Raw genomic sequence first — 16,845 nt, 5'->3', positions numbered from 1 at the left:
AGTTGATCGAGCACCTTGATCCGGCGGGCTCGCCCGGGCGCCTCTCCTTGCGGAGGGGCGCCCGGGTGCCCGCACGAGTACCGGAAGATGGAGCCGTGGAAGAACGGGGAACGACCACAGCAGGGGTACGCGACCGGTCGGTGTCGGAGACGGCGGAGACGGTGGTCGGCGGCGGCGGGCGGTCCCGTCGCGTCGAGCGGGTCATGGCCGCCATCAACCGCGAACCGCTGACCGCGCCGCACCGCACCCGCAACGACGCGGTCCTCGCGGCGGGCGTCGCCGTGCTCGCCGTCGCCCTCGCCCTGATGGGCGGCAAAGGGACCTGGCCGAGCCCGCTCGGCTGGACGCTGCTGCTCGCCGGACACGTACCCCTCGTATGGCGGCGCCGCAGTCCGGTGGTGGCCCTGATCGGGGTGGCGGCCTGCGTGGCTCCGTACCACGCCCTCGACAACAACCACGCCCTGCCCATCCCCGCGACCCTCCTGGCGCTCTACACGGTCGCGGCGACCGGCACCGTACGTCGCACGCTGCTCACCGGTGTCGCCGTCCTCGGCCCGACGGTGATCCTCAACGGCCTCACCAATCCGAAGGGGGCGTTGGAGTTCCTGCGGATCTCCGGCTGGATCATCGCGGTCCTGTTCATCGGTATCGACGTCCGCTACTACCGCCGGTACGTCGCCTCCATCGTCGACCGGGCCGAGCGCGCCGAACGCACCCGGGAGGAGGAGGCCAGGCGCCGCGTCGCCGAGGAACGGCTGCGGATCGCCCGGGACCTGCACGATCTGCTCGCCCACAGCATCACGCTCATCGGCGTGCAGACGTCCGTGGCGGCCCACGTCCTCACCGCCGACCCCGAGCGCCTCGACCGCAAGGCCGTCGCCCAGGCGCTGGACGACATCGCGGGGACCTGCCGGACCGCCCGGGGGGAGCTGCGTACGACGCTGGAGGTGCTGCGGGCGCACGACGCGGTGGTGGGAGTGGGCGGAGACCCGGGGGCGGGGGCCGGTTCCGTTTCCGGGGCCGGGGACATGCGGGGGCCGCTGCCCGGGATCGACGGGCTGGCCGGTCTCGCGGAGTCGGGCCGGGTGGCCGGGGCCAAGGTCGAACTGTCCGTCCGCGCGGACGGCATACCGCCCTCCGTGGGCGCCGCCGCCTACCGGATCGTGCAGGAGGCGCTGACCAACGCCGTACGTCACGGTGGCCGCGAGGACCTGACCGTACGGGTGGGTCTGTGGACCGCGGACGGCGCGCTGCGGGTGAGCGTCACGGACGACGGGACGGGCGGGGGAGTGAACGGGGGCGCGAACGCGGGCGGCGGGGCGGGCTCGTCCGACGGCACGCCGGGGTTCGGGCTCGTCGGGATGCGGGAGCGGGCCCGTAGCGTGGGCGGCACACTGGACGCTGGACCGGGGCCCGCCGAGGGCTTCGAGGTGACCGCCACGCTGCCGCTGCCCCGGGAGGACAAGGCTCGATGACGATCCGCGTACTGCTCGCCGACGACCAGAATCTCGTACGTGCCTCCTTCGCGATGCTCGTCTCGTCGGCCGGGGACATGGAGGTCGTCGCCGAGGCGGGGACCGGGCGGGAGGCCGTTGCGCTGGCCCGGTCGGCGCGGGCCGATCTCATCGTGATGGACATCCGCATGCCCGACCTGGACGGGATCGAGGCGACCCGGCTCATCGCCGCCGACGAGGATCTCGCGGGTGTGAAGGTGCTCGTCCTGACGACGTACGACACCGACGAGCACATCGTCGAGGCGCTGCGGGCCGGGGCGTCCGGCTTCCTCGTGAAGGACATCCGGCCGGCCGAACTCCTCGACGCCATCCGGACGGTGGCCGCGGGGGAGTCCCTCCTCTCGCCCGGTCCCACCGCGCGGCTCATCGCCCGCTTCCTGCGCGCGCCGGACACCGCGACGCCGTCCGGGGTGGGCGGGCCGAGCGGACTGTCCGAGCGGGAACGGCAGGTGCTCGCGCTGGTCGCGCGCGGTCTCAACAACACGGAGATCGCTGAGGCCTTGGGGCTCAGCCCGCTGACGGCGAAGACCCATGTCAGCCGGATCATGGGCAAGTTGGGGGCGCGGGACCGGGCGCAGCTGGTGATCGTGGCGTACGAGTCGGGGCTTGTGATACCCGGGGCTGCCTGAATTCGTCTGAGCTGGGGCGCCCCTCAACTGCCTTTGGCTGCAAGGGCATTGCTCTGTCCCTCGGGGCGCACTAGTTTCTCGTTTCCCGGAGACATCCCACGTCCTATGTCTCTATGTCTCATGCTCCATGCCTCGCGTCCTCAGGAGAAACCGTGGCTTCCTCGCCTCGTACTTGTCTTCGTTCTCGTCCTCGTCCGATCGCCCTTGCCGCTGTCGCGGGGCTCACCGTCGGACTCGCCTCCGGGATGGTGTCCACCGGTACCGCGTTCGCCGCGGAACGGCCGTCGCGGGGGTGTGTCTCTTCCGTTCCGTACGCGGCCGGGCAGAACGGGTACGACACCTACCGCATCCCCGCCACCGTGACGACCCGCACCGGTGCCGTTCTCGCCTTCGCCGAGGGCAGACGTGACGGTGCCGGGGACACCGGGAACATCGACGTCGTCCTCAGACGGTCCTTCGACGGTGGCTGCACCTGGGGGGCGCTGTCCGTCGTCGCGGCCGGGAAGGGGGACACGCGCGGCAATCCGGCGCCCGTCGTCGATCCGCGTACCGGGAAGGTCGTCCTCCTCACGTCCTACAACAGCGGTGCTGTGACCGAGGCGCAGATCATGCGCGGGGAGGTCACGGCAGAGCAGAGCCGGCGGGTCTTCGTGCAGACGAGCCGGGACGACGGGCGTCGCTTCAGCGCGCCCCGGGACATCACCCCGGCGGTGAAGCTGCCGGGGTGGCGGTGGTACGCCACCGGGCCCGGGCACGCGGTGGCCCTGACCCGGGGCCCGTACGCCGGGCGGCTCGTCGTGCCGTCCAACCACTCGGCCTCGCCGGCGGCCGGCTCCGCCGACACCGGGCAGGAGGCCAAGTACTACGGGGCGCACGCGATCTACAGCGACGACGGTGGGGTGACGTGGAAGGTCGGGTTCGTGGACGACCTGTACGACGGGGTCGAGAACGCGAACGAGAATGCCGTGGCCCAACTGCCCGACGGGCGGCTGTACTTCAGTTCGCGGGATCAGCACGGGAGCAGTGTGGGCAACCGGCTCGACAGCTACTCCAGTGACGGGGGCTTGACGCTCGACCGGCCCTATCTGGTCCAGCCGACGCTCAATGACGTGCCTGTGGTTCAGGGGAGTGTGCTTCAGCTGGTGGCGGCGGGTGGTCGTGGGGCGGGGGCTCCTCTGCTCTTCTCCGGGCCGTCCGTGCCCACGGTCCGGCAGTCCATGGCGGTCTGGCGCAGCACGGACGGCGGGCATTCCTTCACCAAGGCGAAGACCCTGTCCGCGCTGCCGGCCGCGTACTCCGACCTCGTGCAGTTGGGATCGGACAAGGTGGGGGTGCTCTATGAGACGGGGGCCACGGGGATGTACGAGTCGATCGAGTTCAGGCGGGTGCCGGTGGGGGAGCTGCGGGGGTAGGAGGGTTTTCTTCGCCCCCGCCGCCCCTACCCATTCCCGTCACCTACTCAGGGGCTCCGCCCCCGAACCCCCGCTCCTCAAACGCCGGAGGGGCTGGGGATGCGGGCTGGCGTGGGTGGGTGGGTTGACCGGGGTGGGTGGGGACCGGCCTGAACGGCCTCGTCCTCAAACGCCGGACGGGCTGAGAGGTGGGCGGGGGCTAATGGGGGTGGGTGGGTTGACCGTGGATCGGTGGGGGATCGGTCTGGACGGCCTCGTCCTCAGGCGCCGGACAGGCTGGGTGGACGGGGGCTTGCGGGGTGGGATGTGTGCGGGTGTGTTGTGGCTGGGCTGCGCAGTTCCCCGCGCCCCTGAAAACCTAGGGGCGCGGGGAACTGCGCAATCTTTTGGGGGTTCGGGGGCGGAGCCCCTGAGTACGGGACGGGAATGGGTAGGGGCGGCGGGGGCGAAAAAACGTCCTACAACAACCCCGCCCCCGCCAAGAACTTCCCCACCCCTTCGACCTCCTCCGGGGACAGGGGGACCTGGGGCTCGGCCGTCGCCGGGCAGGCGATGATGCCCCTCAGATGCAGGGCGGCCTTGAAGGCGCCGAGCGCGGACGAGCTGCCCCCCATCCGCCCCGCATCCCCCACCCGCACCATCCCGAACAACGAACACAACCGCTCCTGCTCGGCCCGGGCCCGCTCCCAGTCGCCCTCCCGGCAGAGGCGGTACAGCCGTACGTACCCGTGCGGGTCGACGTTCGCGAGCCCCGGCACGGCACCGTCCGCCCCCATCGCCAGCGCGCTGTCCACGACGAGCTCGGACCCGGTGAGCACCGAGAACCCGGAGATCCCGGGATGGGTGCGGGCCCCGGTCACGACGGCCCGGAAGCCTCCCTCGTCCCCGCTGGAGTCCTTGAGCCCGGCCAGCACCCCCTCCGCGGCCAGCTCAAGGACCAACTCGGTGCCCAGCTTGGAGTGGACGGCGACGGGGAGGTCGTACGCGAACACCGGTACAGGTGAGTGGGCGGCGATCAGACGGTAGTGGCGGGCCACCTCCGCCGGGTGCGTGCGGGTGTAGAAGGGGGCCGTCGCGACCACCGCGTCGGCGCCCGCCTCCGTCACGTACCGGACGTGGTCGAGGACGCGTGGGGTCGTCATGTCGATGGCCCCGGCGAGTACGGGGAGCTGGCCGGACACATGGCCCACCACCGACTCGACGACCAGCCGACGGTGACGGTCCGTCAAGTACGCGGCCTCCGAGGAGGATCCGAGGACGAACAGGCCGTTCACCCCGCCGTCCACCAAATGGTCGACCAGCCTCAGCAACGAGGGGACGTCCACCTCGCGGTCCGGTGTCAGGGGCGTGCAGACGGGCGGTACGACACCGGTGAGCGGGGCGGGCACGGGCATCAGGGCTCCCTGGGCGTCTTGGCCATGGCGGTGGCCTCCGGAACGGTGGTGACGGCCTGTGCGACCAGGTCGCGTGTCGACTGGCCGTCCTCCACAGGATGGTGGCACCGAAACCGGTGCCCGGGACTCGACGCGGCCGCGAAGTCCGGCATCGTCCCGGCGCAGACCTGGTCCGCCTTCCAGCAGCGGGTGCGGAAGGGGCAGCCGCTGGGCGGGCGGGTGGCCGACGGTACGGGGCCCACCAGCGGGATCGGGTCGATCGGGTCCAGCAGCCCGGGGGTCGCCGAGAAGAGGGCGCGGGTGTACGGGTGGCGGGACCGGTCCGTCACCTCGTCGGCCGGGGACTCCTCGACGATCCGGCCGAGGTACATCGTGATGACCCGGTCGCTCATCCTCCGCACGGTCTGGATGTCGTGGGAGACGAAGACCAGGGCCAGGCCCAGCCGTTCCTTCAGGTCGAGGAGGAGGTTGAGGATCTGGGCGCGGACCGACACGTCCAGCGCGCTCGTAGGCTCGTCCGCGACCACCAGGTCGGGGTCCAGGGCCAACGCCCTTGCGATGGCGACCCGTTGGCGCTGGCCGCCCGACAGCTGTCCGGGGAGTCCGTCCGCCAGAGCTTTGGGCAGACCCACCAGGGACATCAACTCCCGTACACGGTCCTCCCGTTGCTGGGCCGTTCCCCGCCTGTGCACGTCCAGCGGGTCGCGCAGGATCTGGCGTACCGTCAGGCGGCGGTTCAGGGCCGTCGACGGGTCCTGGAAGATCATGCCGGTGCCCGCGCCGACCGCGATCCGCCGTTCGGCCGGTGGCATCGTCCACAGGTCGCCGCCCCGGAAGGACACCGTGCCGGACGTCGGCCTCTGCACGCCCACCAGGACCTTGGCGAGTGTCGACTTGCCGCAGCCGGACTCCCCGACGACGCCCACCGTCTCGCCGGGCGCGATGGTGAGGTCGGCGCCGGTGAGGGCGTACACCCGGTCGCGCGCGAACAGGCCGCCGGTGCGCGCCTTGTGGACGACGTGCGCGTCGGACAGCACCACGAGCGGGCTCTCTGGGCGGCTCACCTCATGGCCGTCGACAGGCGGGCTCTCGGGGCGGCTCACTTCATGGCCATCGGCACGTCGGGTCATCTCACGGCCTCGCTTCCGTCGCCTCGGACGACCCTGTTTCGGGCAGTCCGGTGGTGCCGGCCGGCCCGGTCGAAGCCGTGGGCATGGGCATGGGCAGGGCGATCGCCGGGTGGTGGCAGGCGACCTCGTGGCGGCGCGGCGGGCCCGCCAGCCGGGGAGCCGTCGTACGGCACACGTCCGTCACCAGCGGGCAGCGGTCGGCGAACCGGCAACCCGCCGGGAAGTCGGCGGGCGACGGTACGACACCCTTGATCTGCGTCATCCGCTCGGCCGCCGACTCAAGCGACAGGACACTGCCCAGCAGCCCCCGCGTGTAGTGGTGGGCGGGGAACTCGACGAGGTCGGCCGTCACGCCCGACTCCACGATCTGGCCGCCGTACATCACGACCACCCGGTCGGTGACGTCCGCGATGAGGGCCAGGTCGTGCGAGACCAGGATCAGGGCGAAGTCCAGCTCGGCGCGCAGCCGTAGCAGCAGCTCTATGATCTGCGCCTGCACGGTGACGTCGAGGGCGGTCGTCGGTTCGTCGGCGACGATCAGCTTGGGGTCGCGGGAGAGCGCCATGGCGATGAGTACGCGCTGGCGCTGGCCGCCGGACAGTTCGTGCGGGTAGCTGCGCAGGGTGCGTTCCGGGTCCAGGCCGACCAGTTCGAGGAGTTCGGTGGCCGTGCGCGTGCCGCCCCGCCTGACAACTTGCTTGAGTTGGGCGCGAATTGTCATCGCCGGGTTCAGGGAGGACAGAGCGTCCTGGTAGATCATCGCCATCTCATGGCCGAGGAGTTTTCGGCGTACACGCATCGGCTCGCCCACCAACTGCCGCTGGTCGAACCGCACATGGCCACGCACCCGGGCGCCCTTGGGCTCCAGGCCCATCACGGCGAGCGCGGTCAGCGACTTGCCGCAGCCCGACTCGCCCACCAGGCCCAGGACTTCACCGGGCTGTACGTCGAAACTGATGCCGTCGACGATGTCCACACCCCCGTGGCGGGCATCGAATCCGATGGCCAGGTTCTCCACGCTCAGCACCGGTCGGCCCTCGGGGAGAGGGCGTGCCCGGGCGCGCAGCCGCTGGGCCGCCTCGGTCAGTCCCGGCAGGTCGAGCACCTTGCCGCTGCCGGGCTCGGGCGTCTCGAGACGGTCCTCCTCCTCGCGCGCCTCGACGTCCCGCGCGGCCGGCGCGGCCCACGCGTCCGAGACGCCCTCGGAGAGGATGTTCAGCGACAGCACGGTGACCAGCATCAGCAGACCGGGGAAGACGGTCGCCCACCAGCCACCGGTCAGCACCATGTTCTTGCCGTCCGCGATGACACTGCCCCAGGACGGGTCCGGCGGTCGCACACCCGCGCCGATGAAGGACAGCGACGCCTCGAAGACGATCGCCTCGGCCACCTGCACGGTGCAGAACACGAGGACCGGAGCGGCACAGTTGATGGCCACGTGCCGCCACACGATGTGCGGGGTACGCGCTCCTATCACCCGCTCGGCCGTCACATAGTCCTCGCCGTACTGGTCCATCACGTTGGCCCGTACGACCCGTGCCATCGGCGGCATGTAGAGGAACGCGATCGCGCCGATGAGGATCGGGATGCTGCCGCCGAACACCGCGACGAAGACGGCCGCGAGCGCGATGCCCGGGAAGGCCATGACGATGTCGAGGCAGCGCATCAGCGTCTCGTCTACCGCCTTGCGCGAGGTCGCCGCGATCGCCCCGATGAGCGCCCCCACGACGAGCGCGAGCCCTGTCGCGCCGAGGCCGATGGCGAGCGACCAACGGGCCCCGTACATCAGCCTGCTGAGGATGTCGCGGCCCAGGCTGTCCTGCCCCATCCAGTGTTCGCCGGACGGGGCGCCCTCGCCGTGGCCGTTGTCGACCAGGGTCGCCTGGTCGAGCGGGTCGTGCGGGGCGATCAGCGGGGCGAGCAGGGCCGTGAGGACGACGATCCCGATGACCACGACCGCGATCCGCGAGATCAGGGGGAGCCGCTTGAAGCTCCTGAGGCGGATGCCGGGCAGGGAGAGCTTCTCCGCCAGCCGCTTCCGGTACATCAGCATCATGCCTCGGCACTCCTCAGGCGAGGGTTGACCAGCAGATAGAGGATGTCGATGACGAGGTTCACGACCACGAACCCGAAGGCGATCGTGAGCACACCGCCCTGCACGACGGCCGGATCACCGTTCTTCACGGCGTCGATCATGAGCTTTCCCATCCCCGGCAGATTGAAGATCGTCTCGATGACGACCGCACCGCCGAGCAGATAGCCGACCCGCAGACCCAGCACGGTCAGCGGGTTCATCAGGGCATTACGCAGCACGTTCCGCCCGACCACGACCACCGGCGGCAGCCCGCTGCCGATCGCCGTCCGTACGTAGTCCTTGTCCAGCTCCTCCACCACGGCCGTGCGGACGATCCGGGTGAGCTGGGCGGCGACCGGCAGCGAGAGCGCGAGCGCGGGCAGCGTCATCGTCTTCAGCCACCCGGTGAACGAGTCGGCCGGGTTGACGTATCCGCTGGTCGGGAACCAGCCCAGGTCCACGGCCAGGTACTGGATCATCAGCAGCGCCAGCCAGAAGCCGGGCGCCGCGACACCGGTCAGCGAGACGACCCGGATCAGCTGGTCCGGGAACCGGTCCCGGTAGATCGCCGCGGTGACCCCGCCGAGCAGCGACAGCACGACCGCGATGCCGAGGCCCAGGAAGGTCAGCTGCATGGTGAGCGGCAGCGCGGTGGTGACCTGGTCGACGACCGGCGCCCGCGTCAGCGCGCTGACCCCCATGTCACCCCGGATCAGGTCCCCGACGAAGTCGAAGTACCGCACCGGGAACGGATCCAGCAGTCCGTTCCGCTCCCTGAAGTCGTGCAATTGCTGCTCGGTCGGGTTCGCGCCCTGGAAGTACGCGGACGCCGGATCACTGTCCGAGAACCGCATCACGACGAACACGAACAGAATGATCCCGAGCATCAACGGCACGAGCAGGGCGACACGACGGACCAGAATTCTGACGATCGCGACCACGGGTGGTTCTCTCCTCGCCGTTTCGGACTAGACCCACTTCGCCTGGAGAACGTTTATCCCCGGATACGGCTGAGGTCGAATACCCGAAAGGTCCTTGGAATCCCACGCGGTGATCAGCTCATTGTGAACGACCGGATAGATCACGGCGTTCTCCGCCACGATGTCGATGTACTCCTGCGTCATCGACTTCTTCTTCTCGACATCCGGCTCCTGCGTGGCCTGATCCATCCGCTTGAACAGATCCTTCGCCACGGAGTTGTTCTCCCAGCGGGCATACCGCATCCAGGTGTTTCCGGGCCCGTAGTTGTAATGCATGATCAGATCCGCGTCGAGACCGAACTGGTTCGGATTGGACGCGGCGGCGACGACCTGGAAGTCCTTCTTCTGGTCGAGCTTCGTGAACAGCGCGGCCGTTTCCTGCGGTTCGAGGGTCGTCTTGACGCCGATCGCGTCCCAGGAGGCCTTGATGGTCGGCAGACAGTCCACGATCCAGCTCACGTTGACCGCCATCAGCGTGACCGTGAGCCCGCTGACCCCGGCCTCCTTCAGGAGGGCCTTGGCCTTGTCCGGGTCGTAGTCGTAGACGGCCCTCGCCTTCCGGTACGTCGGATTCCCCTCGTTGAGATACGACGACGCCGGCTTGCCGTGCCCGCGCAGCGCGGCCTGGATCATCTTCTCCTTGTCGATGGCGTAGTGCAGCGCCTGCCGCACCCGTACGTCGTCGAAGGGTTTGTGGGCGGTGTTGAAGAGGAGGAAGATGTGGTTCATTCCCGCGCCGCCCTCGACCTTCAGGCCGCCCTTTTCGAGCTGGGAGATATTGGCGTACGGAATGTTGTCGGAGATCTGCGCGCCCGCGCTCGACCCCGAGATCTTCGCGACGCGCGGCGCGGCGTCCACGATCGTCAGCCAGTTCATCTTCTTGAACGCGGCTTTTCGGGGGCCGTTGTAGTCCGCGAACGCCTCGAAGGTGGTGTTTGACTTCGGGTGGTGGGCGGCCTGCCGGTACGGGCCGGAGCCGACCGCCTTTCCCGTCGTCGCCTCGTCCAGCGCACCCGCCTTCGAGAACACGTGCTTCGGCATGATCTTGGCGAGGGTGAGCCGCTGGGCGCCGTCGGGGAAGGGGAACTTGAGAATGAGTTCCACCGACTTCTCGTCGACCTTCTTCACCTCCTTCAGCCAGGACGCGAAGAAGTTCTTGGCGAGCGTCGTCGTCTTCGGATCCAGTACGCGCTCATAGGTGAAGACCACGTCGTCGGCGGTGACGGGCTGTCCGTCGTGCCACTTCGCGCCCTCGCGCAGCGTGAACTTCCAGGTCGTCGCCTGGAGATCCGCCGGAACGGCCGTCGCGAGCGCCGCGTACGGCTCACGGCTGATCGGGTCGGTGTCCAGCAGCCCCTCGTAGATGTGGTGATTGCCGGCCATCGCGAAGGCCGAGGCGGTCATCAACGGGTCCCAGCTCTGGTCGTTGCCGTAGCCGATGACCGCGGTGAGCGTCCGGTCGGCGCCCTCGCCCCCGCCCCCCGTCTCGTTCGTGGACTCCGGTCCCGACGAGCACGCGGAGAGCGTCGAGCTGATCGCGGCGGCGGCGCCCAGCGCGCCGGAGTACTTCAGGAACGACCGGCGGTGGAGCGCCGGTGCGTGGGTCGCGTCGCGCACGGTTCCTCCAGCAAGGGGTGGGAGATACGACGTCCTACGTCATAGGTGCAGCGTGACCATAAGAGGGCGCGTGGGGGTGGTCAAGGGAGCGCGCACGAATGCCGTTTCTTCCAGAGGTGCAACCAATGTCGCCCTGGAACGCGCCGAGTTGACGGACGGTCAACCACCGATTGACGGCTGATCCTGTCGGGAGGTGGGACGTGGGATGTCCGGCGCGCGTACGATGCGGCGCATGTCTGAGCGGCGCGTATCCGACGACTCCAGGAACGACGGCCTGAGCGGCGACGGCCTGAGCAATGACGGCCGAACCAAGGATGACGGGCCCAGGAGCGCCGGCCCCCGGAACTCCGTCCCCCGGCCGCGCTCGGTCCGTGAGCCGCGGGTGAGCAGCCAGATCCAGCGCGAGGTCGTGCAGCTGATCCTCGACCGCAGGCTCCGGGCCGGCGCGCCCCTGCCCACCGAGGCCGAACTGATGGAGTCCCTCGGCGTCAGCCGCAACTCCGTCCGCGAAGCCCTCAAGGCACTCCAGGCCCTCGACATCGTGGAGATCAGACACGGTTACGGCACCTATGTAGGCGAGGCGTCACTGACCCCGCTCGTCGACGGCCTGACCTTCCGCACGCTGGCCCAACAGGGCGACGACACGGGCGCGTTGGCCGAGATACTCCAGATCAGGGAGGTCCTGGAGGAGGGGCTCGTCCGGCGGGTCGCGGGCACGCTCTCGGACGCGGAGCTGGCGCGGCTGGAGGCCGTGGTGGAACGGATGGAGGAGGCGGGCCGGGCGGGCCGTCCCTTCCCCGAACTCGACCGCGAATTCCACGAGTTGCTGTACGCGTCACTCGGAAACGCCCTGGTGCCCCAGCTGTTGGGCGCCTTCTGGACCGTGTTCCGGCGGGTCGCCGGTGTGCGGGGCTGGACGGACGATCCGACACCCGACGTGACGGTCCGCCGTCACCGTGACATCGTCATCGCCCTGAGAGCAGGAGACGTGGAAGGGGCGCAGAAGGCGATGGCGGACCATTTCCGCGGTATCGAGGCGCGGGCCGCGCAGGAGTCACGGGGGGTCGGATGAGCGAGGGCTGGGACGAGGGGACGGCGGGCGTACTCCGGCTGCCGTCCGGGCGGTTGGTACGGGGCCGGGGACTGCGGCACGGGCTCGACCCCTCCGTGGTCCCGCCGACGTACGGCCTCTATCTCCTCGGCAAGCAGCCGCCCGAAGTCCCTTGGGACACACGGTGGTTGAAGTGGCCGGACTTCTGGCTGCCCCGGGACAGGGCGGACGCGCGGAAGGTCCTCACGGCGACCTGGGGGCGGGCCGCGGACTCCGGCGAGCGCGTCGAGGTCGCCTGCGGGGGCGGTCGCGGACGGACCGGCACGGCACTGGCCTGCCTCGCCGTCCTGGACGGCGTACCGCCCGAGGAGGCCGTGGAGTTCGTACGACGGAACTACGACCGCCACGCCGTGGAGACGCCGTGGCAACGGACGTACGTACGTCGGTTCGAGGAGGGAGCGGGGCCCGGTTCATGACGGGAACGGGCCCCGCTGCTCTGGGGGTGGGACGAGGGCCGGGCGCTACTTCGCGGAGCGCTTCTTGTAGCCCGTCACCTTGGCGATCCAGGCCATGAAGTCGGCCGGGTCCTCGTTGGAGCCGTGTGCGCCGTCCCAGTACATGAAGGCGTCGACGTCGTCGCCCAGGTTCTCCAGGCTCAGCGCGAGGTTGCCGACGACGGTCAGCGAGGTGTCGCTGTCCTTGGTGCCGACCCGGATCCACCAGTGCTTCGAGCGGGCCGGGTTGCGCTTCGCGATGAAGTGCATCGGGTTCATCAGGTCGATTATCCCGGGCAGGTCGCCGGGGAGCCGTGCGCTGGCGCTGCCCTCGTGGCGCAAGCTGTAGAGCGTGAAGTGGCGGGCCTTCGTGGTCCCCGTACCGAACAGGTTGTTCTCGCCGGAGGAGAGGTCGAAGGCGTCGAACGCCGGGGTGTCCTTCTTCCGGGCGCCCACGTGGGTGAGGAAGTCGGCCCAGGAGAAGGTCGCCCGGCCGCCGGACCACGTGATGAACGTGTTCGCGGCCAGGTAGGTCGCACGGGCGGAGTCCGACAGGGCGGCGAGGTACTTGGTGGCCGACGGCTCCAGATACGTCTTCACCAGGTACTCGTCGAGGTTGCGGGCCGTGACGGTGCCGAAGCCCTTCGCCTTCAGCTTGAGGGACGCCTGGTAGTCGGCGAACGCGGTGCTCAGTTCCTTGGACACGGTCCGGTCGACCAGCGAGCCCGAACTCAGCTTGTTGGCGCCCCAGTTCCACTCGTACGCCATGTCGGCGTGTTCGAGGTCGGTGATCGGGCACCAGTCGCCGCTGGCGAAGATGGCGTCGCTCGCGTCGGCCGCGCCCAGCTCCTCGAGGTACTTGTCGTAGAGCGGGCTGTCGCCGGACGCGCCGAGCAGGGCGGACAGGGCGCCGCCCGCGCTGGTCCCGGAGGAGACGATCCGGTCCGTGTTGCCGGGGATGCGGCCCTTGTTGGCGCGTACGTACCTGACCGCGGCCTTCAGATCCACGATGGCGGCCGGGGCGGTGCCGTAGTACGTGCCGTCCGAGTCGACGAGGGTTCGGCCGCGGGCGCCGGGCTCCACAACGACGTACCCCGTCACCAGGGCCAGCTTGCCGAGGTTGACCATCTCGCCCTGGGCGTTCACCATCGCGTTGCCGCCGGACTGGACCCCGCCCGAGCCGGTGCCGCTGGATGCGGAGGCAGACGCGGATGCGCTGGGTGCGGCACTGGCGCCGGTGCTCGCGCCGCCCGTCGCGCCGCCGCCGGGGGCGCCGGTCATCCCGCCGCCGCCCACGCCGGTGGCCTCCGCGACGGACGAGGGCATGTAACCGCCGACGGAGTTGGCGAGGAGGATCGGGGCGCCGGTGGCGTCCACGGCCTTGCCGTCGATCTCGACCGGAACGCTGACGTTCAGGCTCTGGTACTTCTCGTCGACCGGCTTCGTGACGTACGTGATGGCCTTGTAGAAGTGGTACTTCACCTCGTGCTCGTCACCGGCGGCGTCCGTGATCGTCGTCGTCAGTTCCGTGTAGGCGTCCTTGTCGAAGGCGAGGGCACCCGACGCGCCCGAGGCCTTCGCTCCGGACTTGCCGGACTCGCCGGACGCCTGCGCACTCAGGGCGAAGCCGCCGGCCGCCGCGACGCCCGCGGTCGCGCCGATCCCCAAGACGACACTCCTGCGCTTCACTGCCCTGTGCTTCACGATGTCTCTCCCACGTCCACTGCCACGTCCACGGAGGTCACGTCCACGGATCTTGTGCTTGCGAACGTAATTCGATCGCGAGAAAAGTGTCAACAATTCTGTAAATGACATGGTGAACACTCAGGAAGTCATGGTCCGCACACAGCTCCCCGCCACTTCCGGCGGCGGACGCTCATCCCTTGGTCGGGGTGCCGTAGACCTTCGGCCGACAGCCGGAAACGCCCCGGCTCAACAGACTGACGGCATGGAGAACACGGGGTACGGCAAGGGTGGGCGCACAGGGATCAGCAGGGCGCGGTTCATGGGGGCGGCGGCGGTCATGGGGGTCGGGGCGGCGGTCTGCCTCCCGACCGCCCGGGCTTCGGCATCGCCGTCGCCGCGAGCCGCGGCCGACGGCGGCGCGCGCGGACTCACGCACCGAGGCGTCGTCTACACCGTCGGCGCGGGGGAGACCCCGGGGACGGCGTGGAGTGGGCGGAGGATGCGCGGCGACATCCGGGCGATCGCGGACGACCTGCACGCCGACACCGTCGAGGTCACCGGGGACGGGGTCGAGCGGCTGAACGCCACGGCGAGCGAGGTCGCCGAGCGCGGGCTGCACGTCTGGCTGCAGCCGACGCTGGGGGACGTGCCGCAGCGGGAGATCCTGGAGCACCTGGCGGAGGCGGGCCGCCACGGGGAGCGGCTGCGGAAGCAGGGCGCCCGGGTCACCCTCGCCGTGGGCTGCGAGTTCTGGCTGTTCGTGCCGGGGATCGTGCCGGGGGCCGACGTCTTCGAGCGGATCGACAACCTGGAGAAGGGCAAGTTCGATCTGGCGAAGGTCCAGAAGCGGCTGGCCGCGTTCACCGCGAAGGCGGCGGCGGTCGGACGGTCCGTCTTCCACGGGCGGCTCAGTTACGCCGCCATGCAGGACCCGACCTTCGAGAACGTCGACTGGAACCTCTTCGACATCGTGGGGATCGACTACTACTCGTACTTCCCACAACGAGCCGACTACGTCCGTGAGTTGAGGAAGTTCCAGCGCTGGGGCAAGCCGCTCGCCATCACCGAGTTCGGCACCTGTACGTTCGTCGGCGCCCCGGAACAGGGCGGGATGGGCTGGAGCATCGTCGACCACACCAAGACACCGCCGGAGATCAAGGGGAACGTGGTCCGTAGCGAGCGCGTACAGGCCGCCTACCTCACCGATCTCCTCGACGTCTTCGAGTCCATGAACCTGCACGCGGCGATGGCGTTCGAGTTCGTCACCGCCGACGCTCCGCACCGCCCCGACAAGCCGCTCTACGACCTCGACATGGCCTCGTACGCGATCGTCAAGCCCATCAAGGACCGTCCCGACGACCCTGAGTCCGGCTGGCACTGGGAGCCGAAGGAGGCCTTCCACGCGGTGGCCCGGCACTACGGCCGGGCGGGCTGCTGAGCCCCTCAGCGGCGGGTGGCGCGGAAGCGGACGGCACCCGATTCGGGGTGCCGGTCCACCGACACGTCCGTGAAGCCCGCCTTCGCCAGACGGTCCGGGAGGCCGGCCGGATCCACCGTGTTCATCGTGTCCCGGAAGTGCAGCACCCGGAACCGGAAGCTCGGCTGGCTGTCGCACCCGGCGAAGACACCGCCGGGCCGCAGCACGCGGTGCGCCTCCGCGAAGATCCGGTCCTGCTGGGCGGCCGTCGGCACGTGGTGGAGCATCACGAAGCAGACGACGGAGGAGAAGCTCTCGTCCGGCAGCGGCATCGCGGCTCCGTCGGCGTGCAGGATCGTGGCCCGGTCACCCCACTTCCCCTCCAGCAGGGCGGCCGTGCCCTCGTCGATCTCGACGGCCGTGACACGGGGAACCTGTTCGATCAGTACGCGGAGATTCGCGCCGTAGCCCGGACCGATCTCCAGTACGTCGTCGCCGAGGGGTACGTCCGCCAGGGCCCAGGGGAGGATGTGGTCCCTGGTCGTCAGGGCCCACTTCTCGGAGCTGCACAGTCTGCGGTGTGCTCGGTTCATCGGCATGAGACGACGGTACGAGCGGGGCGCCGGTGTCCGACACGGGCTACGCTGCCGTTTCATGTCGCCAGACGGACAGGCGGTCGGTCCGCCGGTTGGGCCGTCGGCCGGACAACCGGCCGCCACCGCGATCTTCATCGGCCACTTCGCGATGCCGAGGGGCAGCGGCTTCGGCCGGCACTGGCACACGTTCCACCAACTCGCCTGGGCCGCAAAGGGGTTGCTGCGGGTGACCAGTGAGCGGGGCGCCTGGCTGCTGCCGCCGTCGCTGGCGCTGTGGATCCCCGCCGGGCTGGCCCACACGACGGAGGCGGAGGGCGACGCCGTCATGCGGACTCCGTACGTGAACCCGGCGGCATGCCCGGAGATCACCTGGACCGAGCCCACGGTGGTGGGCGTGGACCCGCTGCTCCGGGCCCTCGTCGACCACCTCGTGCGCACCGACCTCGCCCCGGACGCCCGGTCGCGGGCCGAGGCCGTACTCCTCGACGTACTGCGTCCCGTACCGGTGACGAGCGTGTCCGTGACCGAGCCCCGGGATCCCCGGACGCGGGCGGTGGCCCGGGCGCTCGCCCAACGCCCGGACGACGGGCGCGCGTTGGAGGCCTGGGGCAGGGAGGTCGGCGCGAGCGCCCGTACCCTGGCCCGGCTCTTCGTCGCCGAGACGGGCCTCGCCTTCGGCCAGTGGCGCGAACGCCTGCGCATGCAGCTCGCGATGCCGCTCCTCGCCGAGGGCCTGACGACGGAGACGGTGGCCCGGCGCGTGGGATACGCCTCCGCCAGTTCCTTCGTGGCGGCGTTCCGACGGATCGTGGGAGTCACGCCTCGGCAGTACTTTCCGGTCCGCGACTGAA

General features: G+C 70.0%; 14 protein-coding genes. 7 read left to right on the top strand and 7 right to left on the bottom strand.

All coding sequences use genetic code 11. The annotated features are described in order from the left end of the window. The first annotated feature begins 203 nt into the window (after positions 1 to 203). The 3 genes from ACN20J_RS17445 to ACN20J_RS17435 all read left to right on the top strand — a co-directional run bounded on the left by ACN20J_RS17445 (position 204) and on the right by ACN20J_RS17435 (position 3,555). Positions 204 to 1,475 (top strand): sensor histidine kinase, encoded by a 1,272-nt coding sequence (locus tag ACN20J_RS17445; RefSeq protein ID WP_419668900.1) that lies wholly within the window; start codon positions 204 to 206, stop codon positions 1,473 to 1,475. Beyond that, positions 1,472 to 2,143, top strand: coding sequence for a response regulator (locus ACN20J_RS17440; RefSeq protein ID WP_189837927.1), 672 nt, complete (start codon positions 1,472 to 1,474; stop codon positions 2,141 to 2,143). The genes ACN20J_RS17445 and ACN20J_RS17440 overlap by 4 nt, the downstream gene beginning before the upstream one ends. A gap of 245 nt (positions 2,144 to 2,388) precedes the next feature. Continuing rightward, positions 2,389 to 3,555, top strand: coding sequence for a sialidase family protein (locus ACN20J_RS17435; protein WP_419668899.1), 1,167 nt, complete (start codon positions 2,389 to 2,391; stop codon positions 3,553 to 3,555). Between the two features lie 458 nt (positions 3,556 to 4,013). Here ACN20J_RS17435 and ACN20J_RS17430 read toward each other — a convergent pair whose 3' ends face one another. The 5 genes from ACN20J_RS17430 to ACN20J_RS17410 all read right to left on the bottom strand — a co-directional run bounded on the left by ACN20J_RS17430 (position 4,014) and on the right by ACN20J_RS17410 (position 10,750). Next, complete coding sequence (locus ACN20J_RS17430; protein ID WP_419666265.1) at positions 4,014 to 4,949, bottom strand: dihydrodipicolinate synthase family protein; 936 nt, start codon at positions 4,947 to 4,949, stop codon at positions 4,014 to 4,016. Beyond that, positions 4,949 to 6,013 carry an oligopeptide/dipeptide ABC transporter ATP-binding protein gene (locus ACN20J_RS17425; protein WP_419666264.1) on the bottom strand — a complete coding sequence of 355 codons (1,065 nt, stop codon included), beginning with the start codon at positions 6,011 to 6,013 and terminating at the stop codon, positions 4,949 to 4,951. Before ACN20J_RS17425 ends, ACN20J_RS17430 begins: the two co-directional genes overlap by 1 nt. A gap of 67 nt (positions 6,014 to 6,080) precedes the next feature. Further along, entirely contained in the window at positions 6,081 to 8,132 is a 2,052-nt protein-coding gene (locus ACN20J_RS17420; protein ID WP_419668898.1) for a dipeptide/oligopeptide/nickel ABC transporter permease/ATP-binding protein, read from the bottom strand. Further along, entirely contained in the window at positions 8,132 to 9,094 is a 963-nt protein-coding gene (locus ACN20J_RS17415; RefSeq protein WP_190227965.1) for an ABC transporter permease, read from the bottom strand. The genes ACN20J_RS17420 and ACN20J_RS17415 overlap by 1 nt, the downstream gene beginning before the upstream one ends. A 27-nt stretch (positions 9,095 to 9,121) precedes the next feature. Then, positions 9,122 to 10,750, bottom strand: coding sequence for an ABC transporter substrate-binding protein (locus tag ACN20J_RS17410; RefSeq protein WP_419666263.1), 1,629 nt, complete (start codon positions 10,748 to 10,750; stop codon positions 9,122 to 9,124). Positions 10,751 to 10,982: 232 nt separating this feature from the next. Here ACN20J_RS17410 and ACN20J_RS17405 point away from each other — a divergent pair, with 232 nt between their 5' ends. Next, positions 10,983 to 11,822, top strand: coding sequence for a FadR/GntR family transcriptional regulator (locus ACN20J_RS17405; RefSeq protein WP_361910328.1), 840 nt, complete (start codon positions 10,983 to 10,985; stop codon positions 11,820 to 11,822). Further along, positions 11,819 to 12,277: a protein-tyrosine phosphatase family protein gene (locus ACN20J_RS17400; RefSeq protein ID WP_361910331.1), complete on the top strand. Its 459-nt coding sequence runs from the start codon at positions 11,819 to 11,821 to the stop codon at positions 12,275 to 12,277. Before ACN20J_RS17405 ends, ACN20J_RS17400 begins: the two co-directional genes overlap by 4 nt. 45 nt (positions 12,278 to 12,322) lie before the next feature. Here ACN20J_RS17400 and ACN20J_RS17395 read toward each other — a convergent pair whose 3' ends face one another. Continuing rightward, on the bottom strand, positions 12,323 to 14,110 hold the full coding sequence (locus tag ACN20J_RS17395; RefSeq protein ID WP_419666262.1) for a subtype B tannase: 1,788 nt from the start codon (positions 14,108 to 14,110) through the stop codon (positions 12,323 to 12,325). Positions 14,111 to 14,243: 133 nt separating this feature from the next. Between ACN20J_RS17395 and ACN20J_RS17390 the strand changes: the two genes are divergently transcribed. After that, complete coding sequence (locus ACN20J_RS17390) at positions 14,244 to 15,419, top strand: abortive phage infection protein (RefSeq protein WP_419666261.1); 1,176 nt, start codon at positions 14,244 to 14,246, stop codon at positions 15,417 to 15,419. Between the two features lie 5 nt (positions 15,420 to 15,424). On the opposite strand, the gene ACN20J_RS17385 is transcribed toward ACN20J_RS17390, so the two are convergent. Then, complete coding sequence (locus ACN20J_RS17385; protein ID WP_419666260.1) at positions 15,425 to 15,997, bottom strand: class I SAM-dependent methyltransferase; 573 nt, start codon at positions 15,995 to 15,997, stop codon at positions 15,425 to 15,427. Positions 15,998 to 16,052: 55 nt separating this feature from the next. On the opposite strand from ACN20J_RS17385, the gene ACN20J_RS17380 reads away from it, so the two are divergent. Beyond that, entirely contained in the window at positions 16,053 to 16,844 is a 792-nt protein-coding gene (locus tag ACN20J_RS17380) for an AraC family transcriptional regulator (protein ID WP_189837937.1), read from the top strand. Position 16,845: the final 1 nt, after the last annotated feature.

Source organism: Streptomyces sp. 2-1, from assembly GCF_048564895.1.
In the GTDB taxonomy this organism is placed as follows: domain Bacteria; phylum Actinomycetota; class Actinomycetes; order Streptomycetales; family Streptomycetaceae; genus Streptomyces; species Streptomyces phaeochromogenes.
This window is presented reverse-complemented; position numbering and strand designations above follow the sequence as displayed.